This window comes from Companilactobacillus bobalius, assembly GCF_009764355.1.
The window spans coordinates 37,938-58,315 of record NZ_LNUA01000031.1 but is presented as its reverse complement, the minus strand read 5'-3'; the positions used below and the strand labels follow the sequence as shown (position 1 = coordinate 58,315).

Sequence of the window (20,378 nt, the reverse complement as noted above, 5' to 3'; positions counted from 1 at the left end):
TAGCTATAGTATGTTGGAATTATGTATATATATAATCTATTTAATGTAAATTATGTGTAAAAAAAGAGGACTGTTTTCAGTCCTCTTTTTCAATCAATCATTTTAAGTTTTACAATTTGTTATATTCTTCGTCAGTAACCTTTTCAAGCCATTCTGACTTTCCTTTAGTAATAGCAACATGACTAAACCAACTATCCTTAGTTGCACCATGCCAATGCTTAACGCCTTCCTTAATAACAACGACGTCACCTTGTTTTAATAGTTGAGCAGGCTTGCCCCATTCTTGGTACCAACCTTCGCCACCAGTAACAAGTAAAATTTGGAAACCATCATGATGAATATGCCAATCATTACGACAACCTGGTTCAAAAGTTACATTTCCAACTCCAAAATCAATATTATCTTCTGGTTTTACTAAACTGTTCAAATAACTTTGACCAATAAAGTATTTAGCATAAGCTTCATTTTTATCTCCAACAGGAAAAACTCCATCTGTCTTTAATTCTTCATTTTTTGCCATAATTAATCTTCCTTCCAAATTTCTTTTGCACGATTGAAAGCACTCCAAGCCTTTGGCCATCCAGCATAAAATGCTAAGTGAGTGATTTCGGCAACAATTTCATCTTTTGTAATACCATTTTTCTTACCAATTTTTAAATGTGCATCTAACTGTTCAATATTTCCGGCAGAAATAATACTTGCAATAGTAATTAATGAACGATCATGGGCAGAAAGTTCATTTTCTTTACTCCAAACTTCTCCGAATAATACATCGTCATTCAATGCTGCAAATTGTGGGGCAAAATCTCCCAACATGTCACGTCCAGCAGTTTGTTTCTTTGCCATAATCAATTCCTCCTCGTATCAAGTTGATAAGTACATTAAACAACTTGAAGTTAACTTTAAGTCAAGAGAAAAACAAAAAAAGTCTTAAAAACAAGATTTATCTTGTTCTTAAGACTTTTAATGATTCTTTTGCCGTCTTCTGACCAAATAGATTTGAAGAATAAATAATATTCCCGTAAGAATAACTATTGTAAATACAAAAAAGATTTGATGAAATATTAATCTTTCCCCTCATTAACCCTTTCTCTAACACTCTTAGCCTGTTCTAGACTTTTGACCAATTCTTTTCGTTCATTATCCGTCACCTTTTTAAAGTCCGGTTCCAAGTTGCCAGAAAGTTTCTGCAATTCCACTTCAGCTTTTTCAATAACTGTTTCATCCTCTTTATCTTTGACCACATTATCTGAAAGGTTAACGAGACCTTTGACTATATTCAAATAATCAGGCAGATCTTGATATAGGAAATCAGAAGCCGCTAATAATTGTTCTGGTGCATTTAATAATTCATTAAATATTCCATTCATAATGGTCATATCTTTTTTATAGTTAGGAATAGTCAATTTCACTTTATTAGGTATATCGCACAAATATTCATATTTAGCATGATGTTTACGCATTTCTGACCGGAAAAAGTCTTGTTCCGCTTCCGTCATCCCTGAGTCTTTTAATGCTGATTCATTAAACATCAAAGCTTCTTTTTGAACTTTAGCTTCAGAAATCTCTTTAAAGTAATTTTTACTTTGATTAACACTATGAACATACATTACTAACTCAACAATTATTCCTATTATCAAAATAATGAACAAAGTTAGAGGAGCATAGTGATAGAATTCGCTATACTGAGTCCCCGGCAGATCAAACCTGTTTCTCCACAAACAAAATAAATCTACCAATGGACCATACAACAACCAACTACGACGGATTGAAAAGAATGCTGAGAAAGCTAAACTTGGTAGAATCAATAAAATGATTGCACTAAAATAACCATTCCCTAAGAAATATACCATTACTATTAAGGCGACAATTAAGCCCTTAAAAAGTAACTTCAAAAATCGATCCGACTCTCTACTTATCATCGCTATTCACCTTACTAGTTACCCCATTACTAGAAACATTATCCTCAACGGAAATGACTGAACTGTTATCTTGATAAGACCCACCTATTTCCAATTTAATCGGATCACCTGGATAAATGACGAAGAATATCTTAAAAGTTCTTTCCTCCCCTGGCTTCAATCTTTGTTCTTTGCCACCTTGCACAAGCGTCTCGCCCCAAGAATCTAAATCATAATAATCCAAAGGCTGTGTTTCAGCTATAACTTTATTCGGACCAGTCAGACACGAAAAGTCACTATAAGTGACAAGCTCCCCTGGATCATCTGAATCATCATCCGATTCCATATTTTTTACATCAATCTTAAAAGCAATATATCTTTCGACACCTTCTGTATCTTGAGCGTTCATGGTAGGAAGTGGATCATCTATAATTTTATAATCAAGTAATTTATAGCGTAATCCCTCTTGGTAAAAAGTAATCGGTTCACCTGTAAAGTTTTTATTTTCAACTTTTGCTTGGGCATTAGTTGATTTCAAACCAATAAAGAGTAAACCGATAAAAACTACGATCCATATTTTCCGTTTCATTTAATTGTCTCCAGATCCTTTTTGTTTATTGAAAGAACAAAGTCATTATCGTCATCTTTTGTTCTTTTATCACTATAAGCTTGATAAAGAATATCGGTATGATTTCCCTTGGCTAATTTAAGGACTATATTAAAACTCTTGGGATTATAACTATTATCAATTCCCCAGCCCTCTCTCAAAATATTAATAATTCGTTCTTTATTCCCATTAACATCCGCAACAAAGGTAGGATTGTTATCCGCTGAATCAATACTTTCATAATTTTGTTCCTTGTCTAAAGTCCACATACTGTAGGACTCAAACATGCCCGCATAAAAATCAACATAATCCTTATTAGTAATCAGTTTGGGATGAATATTCAAAACTACGAAATCCCCGTCTGTTTGGCTGTTCTTAACCAAGTAAGCATGTTCAATTTTAAACTTCCAAAAATCAGTTTTAATTGTCATTTTAGGACTGTAATTATACATTGCATGATAATTAATTACATCAGTCTTCTTTTTGGTAGATTGCTTAGAGGGAACGTAGTGCATATTATTTTCTACCACCGTCGTAAAAAGCACAGTAGGAATCGTCAATAATAAAATTATCCAAGAAAATACTTGCCCATTTTTCCAGAAATTCCATTTCCCAGTATTATATTGCTCTTGGGGTTCATACAAATCCAAACCGTTAATATTGAAATTAGTATCTTTTTGTACTTTTCCAATAATCTCAACGAAATTCTCTAATTCGGTTGGATCAAGATACTTATCATCCAATTTAATTTTATTCTTAGGAAAAACCTGTACTCGTCCACGAAATCCGAAATTAATAGATTTACTATATTTAAAAGTAAATTCCTGTTTCAAATCCGATTTTGTAACAGCTAACCATTCAAAGGGAATGTATATAGGTTCAAAGAAATTATTGCTTAGATATAAATTAATCCCTTTTCTGGTTTCAGATAATTCAGCAATCTTGTATTCTTGATCGACTAATTTCTTTGCTTTGAGAGCTTGAACAACTCCAATTACCAAAAGTACTATCCAAAAGAAAATATTCAACCATGTAATTTTTTTGAAATATGGTAAAAGGTTAATAATCACAGTACCTATTACTGCCCAAAGGAGATACTGCAAGAACCAGGCCTGCATATATCTATCAAACTTGGCCTTGGTTATACGTAATATCGCCATTACTTATTCCTATCTCTAATAGTTTGAACTTGTTTTAGCTGCTTTTTCAGAGCTTCTCGTTCACTATCAGTCACTTTCTCAAAATCCTTCTGTAGATTCTGGGATATTAATGCAATCTTATCTGGAACATCGGCCAAAACTTTTTTATCATCGTCACTTTTAACCACATTATCTAAAACATTCTCTGTTGCTTGAACTAGGCTTACATAGTCTGGCAAATCTTGATAAAGAAAATCTGAAGCCGATAGTAATTGTACTGGTGCGTTCAGTAATTCTCGGAAGATTCCATCCATAACTTTCATATCTTCTGAATAAGTCGGTAACATTAACTTTATCTCTGAATCGACGTCGCATAGATACTCATAGTTTTTATGATATTTTTTCATCTCTGAACGAAAGAATTCTTGCTCTGATTCAGTCATTTTAGAATCATGAAGCGCAATCTCATTAAAAACCAAAGGACCTGTTTGAAGTTTAGCTTCTGTAATCTCTTTAAAGTAAGGCTTTGTTGCTTTAGATCGGTCAATGAATAAGCCTACCTCGGATAAAGCATAAAGTGCCAACATGCCAATAGAAACTATTAATAAGAAAGTACCTAAACGCTGATTAGCAATTTCTTTTAAAAACATATTCTTCAAAGCTGTATAGAATACTAAATCTGTTACTGGACCTAATAATAACCAGCTAAGTCTAATTGAGAAAAACGCCGAATAACTTAACGGTGGCAAGACCATTAATAAAAGCATTTGCATATCACTATCTTCAGTAAAAAAAATTGCCGTCAAAGAAACAATGAATGCAATCCATATTAAAACCTTAAAAATTGGATTAGATTTTTTTTGTATCATTTTTTACTCCTAGTCTGCAACGATTCCATTATTTGAATTCGTTCTTTTAAGCGAAATATTCTCAATAGTTCCACTCAATCCGGTAACCGTAATATTTAAATTATCATCTGGATAAACAATATAGAAAAACGATAATGTCTTAGAGGATCCTGGACTCACTTTAAGTGTATCCGAGTTATTATGTGAATCAGAATCTGTTTCCAAAGTTACGGTCCCCTCTGGATTTTCATAATGTGCTGGTTTTCTTACGGCATACAAGGTATTAGGACCGGACCATCCCATAAAGTCATAGGCAATGACTTCTTCGGCCGAGGCCTCTTTGCCAGATGATTCATTAGTTATTTTGACAGTACATACGAGATACCTTTCCAATCCGTTATAATCTCCATCTGATGAAGGTGGTAAAGGATTGCTTAGAACTTTGTACCCTAAAATCTCATAATGTAGATCTTCCTGATCAAACTCCACAGTCTTGCCATTATAATTTCTATCAATTATTGGCTGCTTAACTGCTACGACATTAGTGCTATTGAATCCCAAAAATAAAAGTCCTAATAACAAAGTAATTAACATTTTACGTCTCATTATATTTTCTCCAAGTCGTTAGGATTTATTTTTAGTACAAAGGAAGTATCTTCATGCTTACTCTTACTCAAGATGGCCTGGAATCCGGCATAAACAATATCTGTCCGTCCTGACGCTTTTTTCAAAGCGACGTTAAAGGTATAGTTATCATTTCCTTCGGAGCCATCCCAGCCACTTCGAAGCATATTAATAACACCTTTTTTCCGCCCGTGAGTCTTAATAACGAGATCCTCATTATTATTTGCATCGTCTATTTCATTAGAATCTTTTTCAGCTTTCATACTCCAATTATCAAAGGACATAAAATTACCGTCACTTATCGTCGCATATTCCGAGGCCGTTTTTGCATTAATATTCAACACAATATAATCATCATCAGTATCTGCTTCTTGAACCTTGTACGCATGCAGAATTTTGAATTTGTAGAAATTAGTCGAAATAGTCATACCTTTGGAATAATCATAAATTCTATGATAGTTAGGTGAATTTAAACTGGTCTCCATTTGAAGCGTATACGGACTGGGTGAAAAGAATTCATCACTGATAATTGCCGTCAAAATGACACTTACTAAACTAGTCCCTAGAAGAATCCAAGGAAAGAATTTAGCCGTTCTCCACTTATCCTTAGTCACATTTTTTTCAACCGGATTCAATTTATCATAATCAATGACAACATTAGGATCTTTTTGCAGGTTAGCGATAACATCAAAGATATCTGACATTTCTTCAAAGACAAAGTATTTCTCGCTGAATTCAACCTGATTACCTGATACCAATAATGCTTTGCCAAATCTAAATTGAATAGCCTTATCGTAACTTAGGATAAAATCATTATTCTCATCGGATTGTTTAATTTTGAGCCATTTAAACGGCACATAAATAGGTCGCCAATAATTTCTTAAATAAAGATTTATCCCTCTACGGGTTTCGACTATTTCTACAGCCCTATATTCTGAATCTACGGCCAATTTAACTCTAATGGCCTTCAAACAGCCAATCACCATGGCCACAAACCAAAAGAATAAATAGAGTGGATTCCGATTATCTAATAATAATGGCAATCTATTTATTAATAATGTCCCTATAACAACCAAGACAAAATACAGTTCAAACCAAATTCGAACTGATTTATCAAATACTGCACTTTTCATTTTTAATGTCATTATTTAATCCCACTAACTTGATATAGAAAAAAGGCCACAATCTAACATGATAGTGACTCTATCCTTTTTATTTAGTATCCCCTGGTGTTACGTCTTTAGGATCTTCTTTTGACTTACCACTTAACTTCACTTGTAAATCAGTTTCCATTTGTCTTAATTGGTTTTCAACATCTCTACGTTTAGCACTACCATCTTGCTGAATCTTAATTGTTTCTTCCACGGCACCAATCAAATTGTTTTGAGTTTCCTTCAAAGTATCAATATCGACTACACCACGTTCACTGGCCTTGGCAGTATCAATCGTTGATTGTTTTAACATTGCACTATTTTTCTTCAATAAGTCATTCGTTGCATCTGTAATTGCCATCTGTGTAGACACGGCATCTTTTTGACGCAATAGAGTTAACGCAATCGTAACTTGGTTTTTCCAAAGTGGAATAGCAGTATTAATAGATGATTGAATCTTTTCAGCCAAAACTTCATTAGTATTTTGAATTAGACGAATTTGTGGAGCCTGTTGAATAGAGATTTGACGTGTCAAAGCTAGGTCGTTAACTCGCTTATCTAATCTACTTTGCATTGCCATCAAATCCTGAATACGTTGAACACCCATTTGATCGCTAGCACTAGTATTAGTTTGCGCATCAGCAATTTCTTGGCCTAATTCCTTTAATCTGATTTTTCCGCCAGCAATTAAAACATTTAAGGATTGGTAATAATCAAAATTAGCCTTATACATTTCATCCAGCGTTTTGTTGTCATTGATCAAAGATTCTTCTTGGGTCTTCAACTGCGCTGCTGATCGATCAATCTGAACACTAACTTGCTGATACTTAGCCGTCATTTCAAAGATAGATGATTTAACACGATTAAAGAAACGCATAATTTTAGATTGATTAGTTAATCCTAATTTATCAGGATCGGTTTCATTCAAATTAGTAACTAATTCCCGCAAACTATCACCAATTTCACCTAAGTCCTTATTTTGAACCTTTACCAATACTCCGTCTGAAAAAGAACTCAATTTATCTTCAACATCTTTCCCATAGTCGAGAACTGAAGTTTGATTATCAACTGTTAGTTGTTTTGATAATGTTTTTGCCCGTTCCAATTCCTCATCAGTTAGTTTTGGTTCATTATCGTCAGTAATACTTACTGCTGATTCATTAATTTCACCCATAAAATCCACCCTAAAAATATATTTATAGTATATATACTAACGGAAATTCATTCTTAATTCATTACTATAGGTAATAAATATTCTTTATTGCTATAAATAATAAATGAAATTTAAATATATTGATACTATAAAGAAAAAAATAGCAGCATCCATTTAGAAACGTAATCATACGTTTATTCTAAATGGACGCTGCTTTAAATTTGAAGCAAACAATAAAAAATATTATCTATCTTCTAAATAACCATGATTCAAATTCTGTAAATACTCAGAAAAGCTTTCACTATCTTCGATGTGGCCGCCTTCCTTGCCTTTGTACCAATCTAACTTATCATTGAGAATCGTCCAGCCATCTTGTAGTCTTTGATATTCGACTTCAAAATTACGACGAACTTCTTCTAGCAATTCGATTCGTTGATTGATGGTTGAATCACCTTGCGCACGTAATGTAACGTAACGTTTTAATTGTTCAATTGACATCCCGGTACTTTTGAGATGTAAAAGAAAGTTGACCCAGCGAATATCCTGATCGGTATAGTAACGAATGCCACTATCAGTTCGATGAGGGTTAATCAGGCCTTCCTTTTCATAGTAACGCAACGTAGGACTGTTCAATCCTACCATTTTGGCAAAGTCACTGATCCGATATTTAGCTGTCTCTTCTACTTCATTTACTGGCATTATTTCACCTTCTGCTTAAAGTTGACTTCAAGTATAACATCTTCTACAAATCAACTCCACCATCGACTCTTAGAATCTGACCCGTAATAAAATCATTTTCCATTAGGTAAATATATGCTGAAGCCACTTCTTCAACCGTAGCGACACGATTCAACGGTACTGCCTCTTCAAAACTATGCTTTTGCTTAGCGAGTTGTTTTGAACTCAAATCCCGCCACAAACCTGTTGGTGTCCAAGTTGGTGACACAGCATTCACTCGGTATTCTGGAGCCATTTCTACTGCTAAACCGTCAACCATCGTATTAATAGCCTGATTTCCCACAATGGCACCTGAGGCATCGTAAGGATGACCACCTGAACCTGAAGTTAAAATGATTGAACCATTCTTATTCAAATGTTTACTAACAATTTGCACCAGTTGCAAGTTGGCAAAAAATTTATCATCAATTGCCTTTTTAATAGTGGCAACTGAACTATCTAGAAAACCACCACTCATAGCGCCACCTAACATAGATACCACATGATCAAAGGAACCATACTTTTCAAAGAATCGTTTCAACTGTCTTTCATCTTGTGCATCTAACGAACTACCTTGAATATTCTCTTCATAACGTAACTGATTTACACGTTCCTGATCACGGCCAATGACATATACGTCAGCGTCCTTATGTTGAGCCATGATAGCTACTTCTTTACCAAACCCCGAAGTTCCCCCAATAACGAGAACTTTATCATTTTCTAAAGACATAAATTTACCTTCAATCATTCATTAGATTTCAATGCACCGATCATATCGATGTGTTTTAATTTCCGATGTGTAACTAGCATAACAATTGCTGTGAAAATTATCATCAACAATGTGGCGACGATATAACCGAACCAGTGAATCGTTAATGGGAAAATAACCTGTTCTGTCGCGGCTTGATTCAAGATATAAGCGGTCAATAAATTACCCACTCCATATCCAATAATAATACCAACTATCGTTAAAATTATATTTTCCCGAACAACATACATTGTAACTTCATTATTATAGAACCCTAAAACTTTAATAGTAGAAAGTTCTCTGATTCGTTCTGAAACATTGATATTCGTTAAGTTATAAAGTACAACAAATGACAATATTCCTGATAGGAGAATCAGAATTAAAATAATTGGACGTAATAGACTCGACATCTTAGAAACCGTATCAAAGACATCATGCGTATAACTAGTTCCCATTACCTCTTTAGAATCTAGCAATTGATTAGCCAAATGTTTTCTTTGTGCACTAGTCTGCTTCTTCAAACCAAGCAACAAGGTATTAGGTTTCAAAGTACCAATTTTATCTTGATAAATTTGTGGACTCAAATATAAGAAGTGACCGACATAATTCTCGGTAATAGCACCAACTTTCAAATTGAGCTTCTTACCATTGGTCATTGTTACATGAATTTGATCACCCTTCTGAACGTTAAGAAGTTTGGCCGTTTTCTTAGTCAATATGACTTTATTTTTATCTAAATTAGCAGTCAAATGAACGTACTTCTTAAAGTTTTTCACAGACTGTGGTGTATAGACGTTAACGTCATTGACTTGTTTTTCTCCAGCTTTCAATTTAGCCGTTGTAGAATTGATCTTAGTGTCATTCTGATAAGTTTTATCTTGATTCAAAATTTTATCGACTTTACTATAATTAGCATCCTCGTTCATTTTTACAACTGCTTGATAACTGAAAATATTCTTATACTGCAAGTTACCACTGGCTGTAATTGAATTCTGAATTCCAAAGCCAGTTAAGATCAAAGCCGTTCCGCCAGCAATTCCGATAATAGTCATAAACATTCTGGATTTGAAACGGAAAAGATTCCGATAACTAACTTTTCGATTGAAACTTAAATGATTCCAAAGTGGTTTGATTCTTTCCAATAAAATCTTTTTAGCCGACTTAGGAGATTTAGGTAACATCAACGAAGCTGGACCTTCATCCAATTCTCTTCTAACCACAATAACGGCAGCACCGACAGTCGCTAGTAGGGAGAAAATTAAGGCAATCAATAACGTTTGCCAAGTTGAACCGATGACCCAATCTAAAGCAATGTACTGTTTATACATCGACAATACAATTCGAGGCAAGGTCTCCGTTCCAATCACAGCACCTAATACTGCTCCAATTAGACCAGCCGACAAAGCATAATAAATATAGTTTCGAGCAATCGCCCATTTACTGTATCCTAAAGCCTTGAAGGTACCAATTTCTCCACGTGCTTCTTCAACCATTCTTGTGATTGTTGTGAAAGTAATCAAAGCCGCAATTAGGAAAAAGAAGACTGGGAAGACATTGGCAATGGCCGCGATTCGATCAGAACTTTCACCATAAGCTGAAAATCCAGTCAAATCCTGGCGAGTCTGCCAAGTATACGTCGTCTTGGATTGTTTCATAATCTTCTTTTTAGCAGCATCTAATTTCTGTTGTTGTACAGCTGCTGCTGTAGAATTAACTGCTTTTAATTGATCTAGAGCTGTTTGTTGTTGATTCAAAGTGGCTAGATAACTCCCAGCTACTTCTTTTGTTCTTTGCTGAGGGCGTGACTTGAATTCACGTTTTAAAGCCTTAACCTTTTTGTCCACAGCATCTTTATAGCTACTACTAAAAGTATTCTTATCCTTTAAAGAATTGAAATGAATATTCAACAAAGTAGCTGTTGAAAGGTTCATTTGACTCTTAGGAATGTAGGCAAACAAACTGACCTGTCCATCAGCAATATTAGTTACACCACGGGACTGATTATCAATATACTGTGGCGAATCGACGAAACCAACAATTTTATAAGAACGTTGCTTCAAATCGGCACTTTTAGAAAATTTAAAAGTATCGCCTATTTTATAATCATATTTATTACGAGCATTCTTATCTAAAACAATCTCATGATCATTTTTAGGCAAGCGTCCATTTCGAATGATCAATTGATTCTGTTTAGCATTTTTATCATAGCCATACAGGGCAATCGCAACTTTAGATTTGCCACCCATGACATATTTGAATTTAGTTGTTTCAGCCTTAGCTCCCGCAACCTTTTCAGCCAACTGGATATCCTTTTTTCCAAAACCAGTCGTCGACAAGACTTGTACATCTGACAAATTCTTATCGGCAACCGTTTTATTCAATGAATCATTCAAACTAGGTCCTGTTGCTTTGACACCGACAAAGATCAATACACCTAGCATAATGATTAGGATAATCGCAATAAATCGTCCTTTGGCTTTGTTGATACTGCGCATCATATTTTTCGTTAAAGGTTTCATGATTTACCACTCAATATCTTTCACTGGTGTCGGTGTCTGATTATCTTCAACTGATTGAACTTTTGCATCATGAATCCGAATCACGCGATCAGCCATCTTGGCCAATGCTGAATTGTGGGTAATGACGATTACTGTTTTATTGTTCTTATGACTAGCATCCTGTAAGAGCGTCAAAACTTGCTTACCTGTCTCATAATCCAAAGCTCCGGTTGGTTCATCACATAACAGTAACTTGGGATTCTTGGCTAAAGCACGGGCTATCGCAACACGCTGCTGTTCCCCACCAGATAATTGAGAAGGAAAATTATCGATTCGATTACCCAAACCAACAGCTTTCAAAGTATCGGTCGCATCTAGAGCATCTTTAACAATTGCCGAAGCCAGTTCAACATTCTCTTTTGTTGTTAAATTAGGAATCAAATTGTAAAACTGAAAAATAAAGCCAACATCGTTACGACGATAGGTAGTTAACTCACGTTCGGAAAACTTTGCAATATCCGTACCATCGATAACAACTTGACCATCGGTTGGTGTATCCATTCCACCTAAAATATTTAAAACAGTCGATTTACCAGCACCACTAGGTCCCAGAATGACTGTCAATTTACCTTTATCGACATCAAACGTCAATTTGTCATTGGCGACAATCGTTGTTTCTCCCATTTGGTACTTTTTCGATTCATTCCTCACTTCGATATATGCCATACGCTCTCACCTTTCTTAATACATCTATTATAGTGGAAAGCGAATACATCTTTAAGGTAAAAATCTACAAATTATTTTATAGAAAAAGATTATTAAATCTTAATCTCACTATGTTTTTTAAAATGAAGATTATTTAGTTTCAATTGTAGGAATGCAATTAAAGAACAAATAGCAAAGATCACTAATGTTATCAAGAGAAACTGGACAAGCTGTTGTTTTGGAAATAAGGATTCAGCCGTTGCTGTACTTTTTGAAAAGAGCATTGGTAAATCATCAAAGATATGGAACATAATTGCTAATGACAAGTTATGTGTCTGATTGTAAAGCACTCCGTACAACATTCCTGAAGCGGCTGCCACTATCATTTGAGCTACTACGACCCATTTATTGGTTACATTGAACATATTTCCAATATGAATCAATCCAAAACTAACTGAACTTATCAGGATCACTAAGAATGGCTTCGAATGTAAAATTTTTTCTAGTTGTGCCATCAACAAACCACGATAGACATATTCTTCACCAATTCCAATTAACAACACGGTCAGAAATACACTCCACCCTGCTTTGGGAAATCCTAAATTATTGAATTTTCCAAAAAATAACATAAATACTAATAATGGAATCATATTCAAAACTTGTTTGAGAATATGGTCTGTATTGAAGAATGTAACTTTTAATTTCCAGAATTTAAGATTGCAGGTCACCGCAATCAAGATAAGTAATGCATCCAAAATTATTTGTGCATATTTTTGATCAAACTTCACAATCGGATATATTGCATCAACTATTAAAATCGTAACTGGTACTAACAAAATAATTAGAACGACTGATAACCAATCTTGTTTATGACTCATTTTCCCTACCTCCGTATTTGTTACCTTTAAGATAGATCTCTGTTAGATTGGTTGGAAAGTTATATCTTGAGTGTGCGAATTTTTGCTCTTGAATATAAAAAAAACGATAAAACTTTTATTTGTTTTATCGTTCTTTTTCTTAGTTGGTTGGATGTTCTGTTTTAAATAACTATGGTTCTATGCTTTATAGTGAAAACGAGCTACGCAGGCCAGATTCCTGTGCTTTGCCTGACTTCACGAACTGTCTGCTACGCAGCCAATTCGCAAAGTCCTGCAAATGCTCAGAATCTAAACGGGCCTGCTTCGCTCTCTATTGAAACGAGCTGCGCAGGGGCAACTCCTTCCGGTTAAGTCAACTTTCTCTGCCGGCACTTCGTTGCCGACTGAGAAAGTAGTCTTAATCCTCGGGAGCTGACCGCTCCTGCTTCGCTCTCTACCAAATATTTATTCTCTTATCTTCATCTAACCACATGCCATCTCCTGGTTTAACATCGAATGCATCATAGAATTCATCTAAATCCTGTGACATGACATTTGCACGTAATGGTTGTGGTGCGTGGACGTCTGTTGCCAACAATCTTTCATTATATTCTGGTGTTGCTTTGAACCGCCATGATTTAGCCCATGTGATGAAGAATTCTTTAGGACTATAATCGGCATCCATTTTGGCCGCTTCGATTGCACAACGTAGGCCTCCGACATCAGCGATATTTTCACTAACGACTAATTTACCATTAACCTCGCCTCCAGAGAATGGTATGTCATTGAATTGATCTATCATCTGTTGCGTTAACTTTTCAAACTTAGCGTAATCTTCCTTAGTCCACCAATTCTTCATATTGCCGTACTCATCAAATTTGGCACCATCATTATCGAAAGCGTGTGAGATTTCATGGGCAAATGTTGCTCCGATTCCACCGAAGTTCTCACTGGTTGTTTGTTGCAAACTATAGAATGGTGCTTGCAAAATTCCGGCTGGGAAGGTGATGTCATTTCTTGAAGGATCATAACAAGCGTTGACCATTTCTCCAGGCATCAACCAAACTGTACGATCAACAGGTTTGCTAAATTTATTTAATTCATTTTGACGAACAGTTCGATCAATTTGCGTAATGTTGTTATATAAGGATTGCGACTCATCAATCTTTAATTGCTTGAACACTTCTTGAATCTTGTCAGGATATCCAACTTTGATCACGATTTTGTTTAATTTCAAAATGGCTTTGTCTTTGGTTGCTTGACTGAGCCAGGTATTATCGGTCAATCTTTGTTTATAAATACCAATCATACGTTCAACCATGCCACGAACATCAGCTTTAGCTTTTTCACCAAAATACTTTTTACCATAATAAATACCAATAACTTCATCAAATTTGTCTTCAGCCAAATGGTAAGCAAATTTAGTCCTGTTTTGTAATTCTTTGGCTCCACTCAAAGCTAATTCGTATTCACCAGTTACTTGTCGGAAATCCTCATCCAGATATTCACTATTGGCTACTAAATATCTAACCAACATCCAAGCCTTCAAATTTTCAAAGGTATCGTTGTTTACTAATTTATCGAGATTCTTTAAAAATCTAGGTTGTACGATAATTACTTTTTCTGGTGTGGCATTGATTTGACCGACTACTAATTGTTTCAAATCTATATTTTCAGATTTAGTAACAAACTCTATAAATGGCATTGGGTTATAAATTTTGGAATACTCAGCCCATTCCTCAGAGGTTTTAACGATTGGAACTAAGGACTTGTCGAAGGCCAAAGCCTTATCAACTGCTTCTTTAGCTGACTCTTCTGAATAACCTACCATTGTCAAAAGTTTATTAGCTACTTTGGCATATTTAGCCAATAGCTTCTTACCTGATTGATTGTCCTCTGCATAATAAGTGTTATCAGGCAAAATCAAATCTATCCCATCAACGTAGGCAGCATTGTGCTTTGTATCCTTCATATCGGCATCAATCCAAATATTAGTTGGCAAAAAGAAGTTATCTTTTCCAAAATCAGCCAACTGATGATTCAAATCTTGCAAACTCGTTAAGTCCTCAATTCTTTGAAGATCATTCAAAATAGGTTTCTCATGTAATTTCTTTAAAAACTCAGTGTTTTTAGCGAGGCGATACAATTTGATAGCTTGTAAAAACTCGTTTCCTTCAACCTCAGACTCATTTTCAGCTAATTGTTGAAAGTCATCCATTAATTCCTTTTCAATCTTTATATCCAGATCCATTGAGGCACCGGCGCTAGATTTATCTGCTGGAACTTCGGCCTTTTCTTGCCAAGCACCATTAACGGCTAAGTATAAATTATCCTTATAACTAGTCTCTTTACCGTCAGTTAAATCTCCGGCTCCACCCATAATCTTACTTGTTAACATACTTTCACCCCGCGTTTTGATTTAGTAAATACTATAGCACTCATTTTAATATTATTAAAATTAATTTAATAATCAAAAAGTCGACAAATGAAATTTTTAATTTCACTCCTCGACCTTTATAACATAATTTTTACCAAATATTAACTCGCTTAGCTTTATCTAACCACATGCCATCTTTTTCAGTAACATCGAAAGCATCATAGAATTCATCCATATTTTGTGCTTGGACATTGGCACGTAATGGAGCTGGCGCATGGACATCCAAAGCTAACAACATCTCATCTAATTGCTTTGTTGACTTGCTTCTCCATACACGAGCCCAGTTTGTAAAGAATTCCTTGGCGTTATAGTCGTTTTCACCCTTAGCAGCCTCCAACGCACAACGTAAGCCACCAACATCAGCAATATTCTCACTAACAATCAACGTTCCATTAACCTTTTTCCCAATATAAGGAATACCGTTAAATTCATCGATCATTTTTTGAGTTAATTTCTTAAAGGTTGCATAATCTTCCTTTTTCCACCAGTTATTGATATTTCCTAACTCATCGAATTGAGCACCATTATTGTCAAAAGCATGAGAGATTTCATGAGCAATAACAGCACCGATACCACCAAAGTTTTCACTACTTGTTTGTTGCAAACTATAGAATGGTGCTTGCAAAATTGCAGCTGGGAAAGTAATGTCATTTCTCAACGGATCATAACAGGCGTTAACCATATGTCCAGGCATTACCCACTTGTCACGGTCAACTGGCTGATTAAGTTTACTCAATTCATCTTCATTCTTAATCTTATTGATTTGAGCCAAATTGTCATACAAAGAAGCATTTTCATCGACTTTAAATTTACTGAAGATAGCTTCAACTTTGTCTGGATAACCAATTTTTAGAACCATCTTCTTAAGTTTCAAAACGGCTTTTTTCTTAGTATCTTCACTCAACCAATCATTGTTAGAAAGGCGTTGTTCATAAACTCCAATCATCTTTTCGACCATTTGATGAACATCAGCTTTAGCTTTTTCACCAAAGTATTTCTTACCGTAGTAACTACCGACTACTTGGTCAAGATTCCTTTCAGCCACATGATAAGCAAATTTATCACGGCTCAACAATTCCTTAGTACCACGCAAGGCCAATTGATATTCGCCAGCTGTTTGACGGAATTCTTCATCCAAATCATTAGCTTTGGCAAATAAGAATCTCACTAACATCCATGATTTAACATTTTCAAATGTATCAGCATTAACCAACTTATCAAAATTTTCCAAATATCTAGGTTCACGATTAATAACTTTTTGAGGTGCCACTCCTACTGAATCGACAACCAATTTCTTCAAATCCAAACTAGATGACTTAGTAACGAATTCAGCAAAATCCATTGGGTTATAAGTTTTAATATCATCAGCCCATTCTTCGGGTGTTTTAACGATTGGAACTAATGTCTTATCAAAAACTAAAGCTTGCTTAACAATCTTTTGTGAATCTTCAAGACTGTAGCCAACCATCGCTAATAGATGGTTAACAACTTGAGCATACTTTTCTAATAATTTTTGCCCTGATTCATTACCGTCGGCATAGTAAGATTGATCAGGCAAAATAAGATTAGCACCTGTCAGATAAACCGCGTTCTTTACAGTATTCTTCATATCCATATCAACGCTTAGTTGTAATGGCAAGACAAAGTTATTCTTCAATAAATCAACAAAATTATCACTTAAATCTTCTAGATTATTTAATTTAGCGATCTTACGTAGATCATTCATGATGGGACTTTGATGATACTTGTGTAATTTCTCTGTGTCGTTTGCGACTTGATAAAGTTTAACAGCTTGTAGTAACTCACTGTCATCAATCTTGGTTTCATCTTTAACTAATTCATGAAAATCTTTGATCAGTGTTTCTTCAACACCCTTAATCAAATCGTAAAATCCACCTGTACTAGGACGATCATTAGGAATAACAGCCTTAGCCTGCCAAGCACCATTAATAGCCAAATACAAATTATCCTTAATATCTGTTTCTTTAGGGGCTAAAATATCTCCAGCTCCACCAACGATTGTTTTATTTAGCAATTCATTCACCCCACCAATTGATTTTGGTAATCACTATAGCACTTATTAGATATCATTAAAATATTTTTAATTATAAAAAATAGGCATAAGCCGCAGCCTATACCTATTTATCAATAATTGTATTTTATTTAGACAAATTGTCTTGACGATTTTCTAATTTTACCAGATGTTAACACGTTTATTGGCATCTAACCACATACCATCTTTTTCAGTAACATCGAAAGCATCATAGAATTCATCCATATTTTGTGCTTGGACATTGGCACGTAATGGAGCTGGAGCATGAACATCAATTGAAAGGAACATTTCTGTCAACTGTTTTGTTGACTTGTTTCTCCAAACGCGGGCCCAGTTGATGAAGAAGGCCTTAACATCAAAGTCACTTTCACCTTTAGCAGCTTCTAAGGCACAACGAAGTCCACCGACGTCAGCGACGTTTTCACTAACGACCAATTTACCATTAACCTTGTGACCGGCATATGGAATACCTTCGAACTCATCAATCATACTTTGTGTAAGTTTCTTGAACTTAGCATAGTCTTCATCAGTCCACCAGTTATTCATATTACCGTATTCATCAAATTGAGCACCATTGTTATCGAAAGCATGTGAAATTTCATGAGCAATAACGGCACCGATACCACCAAAGTTTTGGCTACTTGTTTGGTCCAAACTATAGAATGGAGCTTGCAAAATAGCAGCCGGGAAGGTGATGTCATTTCTTGATGGATCGTAACATGCATTAACCATGTGTCCTGGCATCAACCATTTTGTACGGTCAACTGGTTCATGATATTGATCCAAGTTATGTTGAGCAATTGCTTTTCTAATTTTAGAAACATTATCGTACAAGGAATCATTTTCGTCGATTTCAAATTTATTGTATAAATCATCAATCTTATCTGGGTAACCAACTTTGATAACAATCTTATCTAGTTTGACAACGGCCTTTTTCTTAGTATCTTCACTCAACCAAGTATTTTCAGAAAGTCTTTGTTCGTATACAGCAATCATTTTCTTAACCATACTGCGAACGTCTTCTTTAGCCTTTTCACCAAAGTACTTCTTACCGTAATATGCACCAACTACTTCACTGAAAATACTTGCAGCGAAGTTATAAGCATACTTAGTTCTGTTCTTTAATTCTTTAGCACCACTGAGGGCCAAATTGTATTCACCGATTACTTGACGGAATTCTTCATCAAGGATTGAGGCATTACCAGTAAGGAATTTAACCATCATCCAGGCTTTAATATTCTCAAAAGTATCAGCGTTAACAAGTTTGTTCAAGTTTGCCAAGTATCTTGGTTCAGTTACAATAACCTTTTTAGGTGTGTCATTAACTGAATCAACTACTAAACTCTTCAAGTCTAAAACATCAGATTTAGTAACGAATTCGTCAAAATCCATTGGGTTATAAACTTTGGTATAGTCGGCCCATTCCTCAGAACTCTTAACGATAGGAACTAATGACTTATCGAATTCCAAAGCTTTTTCAACGATTTCTTTAGCCTCATCCAACTTGTAGCCGATCATTGAGAGCAAACGTCCTGCAACATCAGCATATTTAGCCAACAATTGTTTACCCGATTCATTCTTTTCATCATAGTAAGTCTTATCGGGCAAGATCAAACCAGCACCATCGATATAAACAACATTTTTGGCTGTATCTTTCATATCAGCGTCGATACTAATATCGATTGGTAAAGCGAAACCATCTTTTGATAATTGAGCTAAGTTATCCCCTAAATCTTTAACGTTGCTCAAATCAGTAATACGTTGCATATCTTTCAAAATTGGTTGTTGATGGAACTTGCTTAAATGATCCACATTATTAGCAAGACGATATAATTTCACAGCTTGAAGCAAACGAGGATCGTCAACTTCACTTTCATTATTTGCAAATTCATGGAAATCTTTCATAAGAGTCTTTTCAACACCCTCATCAAGATCCGTAAAACCACCAGTACGAGATTTGTCAGGTGGAATCGTAGCCTTTTCCTGCCAAGCACCATTGACAGCTAAGTATAGATTATCTTTATAATCGGCGGGTTTAGCATCAATTAAATCCCCTGCACCACCGATAACTTTATTCATTAACAAATTTGTTCACCGCCTATTATTTTTAAAGACTACTATATCACTAATTACTTTTTATTAGAATAATTTTCATTTTTATCATTTCAAAAAAAATATAAATATGACGTGAAATATAATTTTTTTCGTCTAAAAAAGCTCAATGTTACGGTTACCTTCTTGATAACTGCTTCATTGAGCTTTTTTGATGTTTACTACTTTTTTTATAGTAGATTAAATTGCTTCTATTCTGATAAACCATTGTTCTACTATGAATAGTGGAAACGAGCTACGCAAGGGTAACTCCTTCCGGTTAAGTCAACTTTCTCTGCCGGTGCTTCGTCACCGACTGAGAAAGTAGTCTTAATCCTCGGGAGCTAACCGCCCTTGCTTCGCTCTCTATTTTTATCTAATAACACTAACAGAAACGCCAGCGCTATTCACAATCTTCGAAGCTTGTGAACCGATTGTATTACGGTTACGATTCTTCTTTTCAACACCAACAATTACTAGGTCAGGTTGGAACTTAGGAATAACCTTATCTACAATAACTGTTCCGGGTCCACCTTCTGTTACCATCATGTGAACATCTTTAACGCCATATTCTTTAGCTTTTTGACCATAAACTTCAAGAAGTTCTTTGATCTCTTCTCGACGTTCTGCTAGTACTTCTGGGTCTAGCGATTGAAAAATATTCAAGTCACCTGTTTCCAATACGGAAACAATACCTAGCTCGGAGTTATAGTGTTTAGCTAACGAACAAGCATAATTAAAGGCATTTTTTGATGACTCAAAATCATCTGAATCGACACAGATTAAAATTTTGGAATACTCAATTTTTCTAACTTTGTATTCTTTTAATTCATCCATATATTAAGCCCC

Annotated in this window: 18 protein-coding genes; all 18 read right to left on the bottom strand. The window is 35.1% G+C overall.

Features of this window, described 5'->3' with window-relative positions; translation table 11 throughout:
* Positions 1 to 109: 109 nt before the first annotated feature.
* Complete coding sequence (locus ATN92_RS04830) at positions 110 to 520, bottom strand: cupin domain-containing protein (protein ID WP_056953300.1); 411 nt, start codon at positions 518 to 520, stop codon at positions 110 to 112.
* 2 nt (positions 521 to 522) lie between these two features.
* Complete coding sequence (locus ATN92_RS04825; protein ID WP_025084757.1) at positions 523 to 846, bottom strand: carboxymuconolactone decarboxylase family protein; 324 nt, start codon at positions 844 to 846, stop codon at positions 523 to 525.
* A 218-nt stretch (positions 847 to 1,064) separates the two neighbouring features.
* Positions 1,065 to 1,922 (bottom strand): 5-bromo-4-chloroindolyl phosphate hydrolysis family protein, encoded by an 858-nt coding sequence (locus ATN92_RS04820; protein WP_056953291.1) that lies wholly within the window; start codon positions 1,920 to 1,922, stop codon positions 1,065 to 1,067.
* Positions 1,912 to 2,490 carry a hypothetical protein gene (locus ATN92_RS04815; protein WP_056953282.1) on the bottom strand — a complete coding sequence of 193 codons (579 nt, stop codon included), beginning with the start codon at positions 2,488 to 2,490 and terminating at the stop codon, positions 1,912 to 1,914. The genes ATN92_RS04820 and ATN92_RS04815 overlap by 11 nt, the downstream gene beginning before the upstream one ends.
* On the bottom strand, positions 2,487 to 3,668 hold the full coding sequence (locus tag ATN92_RS04810; RefSeq protein ID WP_056953277.1) for a hypothetical protein: 1,182 nt from the start codon (positions 3,666 to 3,668) through the stop codon (positions 2,487 to 2,489). Before ATN92_RS04810 ends, ATN92_RS04815 begins: the two co-directional genes overlap by 4 nt.
* The gene (locus tag ATN92_RS04805) at positions 3,668 to 4,516 is read right to left on the bottom strand and encodes a 5-bromo-4-chloroindolyl phosphate hydrolysis family protein (RefSeq protein WP_056953269.1); all 849 of its coding nucleotides are present in this window, start codon (positions 4,514 to 4,516) and stop codon (positions 3,668 to 3,670) included. The genes ATN92_RS04810 and ATN92_RS04805 overlap by 1 nt, the downstream gene beginning before the upstream one ends.
* 9 nt (positions 4,517 to 4,525) lie before the next feature.
* A complete protein-coding gene (locus ATN92_RS04800) occupies positions 4,526 to 5,101 on the bottom strand; it encodes a hypothetical protein (RefSeq protein WP_056953265.1) in 576 nt (191 codons plus the stop codon).
* Complete coding sequence (locus ATN92_RS04795) at positions 5,101 to 6,264, bottom strand: G protein-coupled receptor family protein (protein ID WP_056953263.1); 1,164 nt, start codon at positions 6,262 to 6,264, stop codon at positions 5,101 to 5,103. Before ATN92_RS04795 ends, ATN92_RS04800 begins: the two co-directional genes overlap by 1 nt.
* Positions 6,265 to 6,331: 67 nt before the next feature.
* Positions 6,332 to 7,444, bottom strand: coding sequence for a toxic anion resistance protein (locus ATN92_RS04790; RefSeq protein ID WP_056953261.1), 1,113 nt, complete (start codon positions 7,442 to 7,444; stop codon positions 6,332 to 6,334).
* Between the two features lie 222 nt (positions 7,445 to 7,666).
* Entirely contained in the window at positions 7,667 to 8,122 is a 456-nt protein-coding gene (locus ATN92_RS04785) for a MerR family transcriptional regulator (protein WP_056953259.1), read from the bottom strand.
* A gap of 43 nt (positions 8,123 to 8,165) precedes the next feature.
* The gene (locus ATN92_RS04780; protein WP_056953257.1) at positions 8,166 to 8,870 is read right to left on the bottom strand and encodes an SDR family oxidoreductase; all 705 of its coding nucleotides are present in this window, start codon (positions 8,868 to 8,870) and stop codon (positions 8,166 to 8,168) included.
* A gap of 14 nt (positions 8,871 to 8,884) precedes the next feature.
* The gene (locus ATN92_RS04775) at positions 8,885 to 11,407 is read right to left on the bottom strand and encodes an ABC transporter permease (protein ID WP_056953255.1); all 2,523 of its coding nucleotides are present in this window, start codon (positions 11,405 to 11,407) and stop codon (positions 8,885 to 8,887) included.
* Positions 11,408 to 11,410: 3 nt separating this feature from the next.
* Positions 11,411 to 12,112, bottom strand: a complete 702-nt coding sequence (locus tag ATN92_RS04770) for an ABC transporter ATP-binding protein (RefSeq protein WP_056953253.1) — start codon at positions 12,110 to 12,112, stop codon at positions 11,411 to 11,413.
* A gap of 92 nt (positions 12,113 to 12,204) precedes the next feature.
* Complete coding sequence (locus ATN92_RS04765) at positions 12,205 to 12,969, bottom strand: CPBP family intramembrane glutamic endopeptidase (protein ID WP_056953251.1); 765 nt, start codon at positions 12,967 to 12,969, stop codon at positions 12,205 to 12,207.
* A 433-nt stretch (positions 12,970 to 13,402) separates the two neighbouring features.
* Entirely contained in the window at positions 13,403 to 15,346 is a 1,944-nt protein-coding gene (locus ATN92_RS04760) for a M13 family metallopeptidase (RefSeq protein ID WP_056953250.1), read from the bottom strand.
* Positions 15,347 to 15,476: 130 nt separating this feature from the next.
* A complete protein-coding gene (locus ATN92_RS04755; RefSeq protein WP_411762958.1) occupies positions 15,477 to 17,429 on the bottom strand; it encodes a M13 family metallopeptidase in 1,953 nt (650 codons plus the stop codon).
* Positions 17,430 to 17,579: 150 nt separating this feature from the next.
* On the bottom strand, positions 17,580 to 19,517 hold the full coding sequence (locus tag ATN92_RS04750; protein WP_056954027.1) for a M13 family metallopeptidase: 1,938 nt from the start codon (positions 19,515 to 19,517) through the stop codon (positions 17,580 to 17,582).
* Positions 19,518 to 19,901: 384 nt separating this feature from the next.
* On the bottom strand, positions 19,902 to 20,366 hold the full coding sequence (locus ATN92_RS04745) for a universal stress protein (protein WP_025084749.1): 465 nt from the start codon (positions 20,364 to 20,366) through the stop codon (positions 19,902 to 19,904).
* Positions 20,367 to 20,378 lie beyond the last annotated feature (12 nt).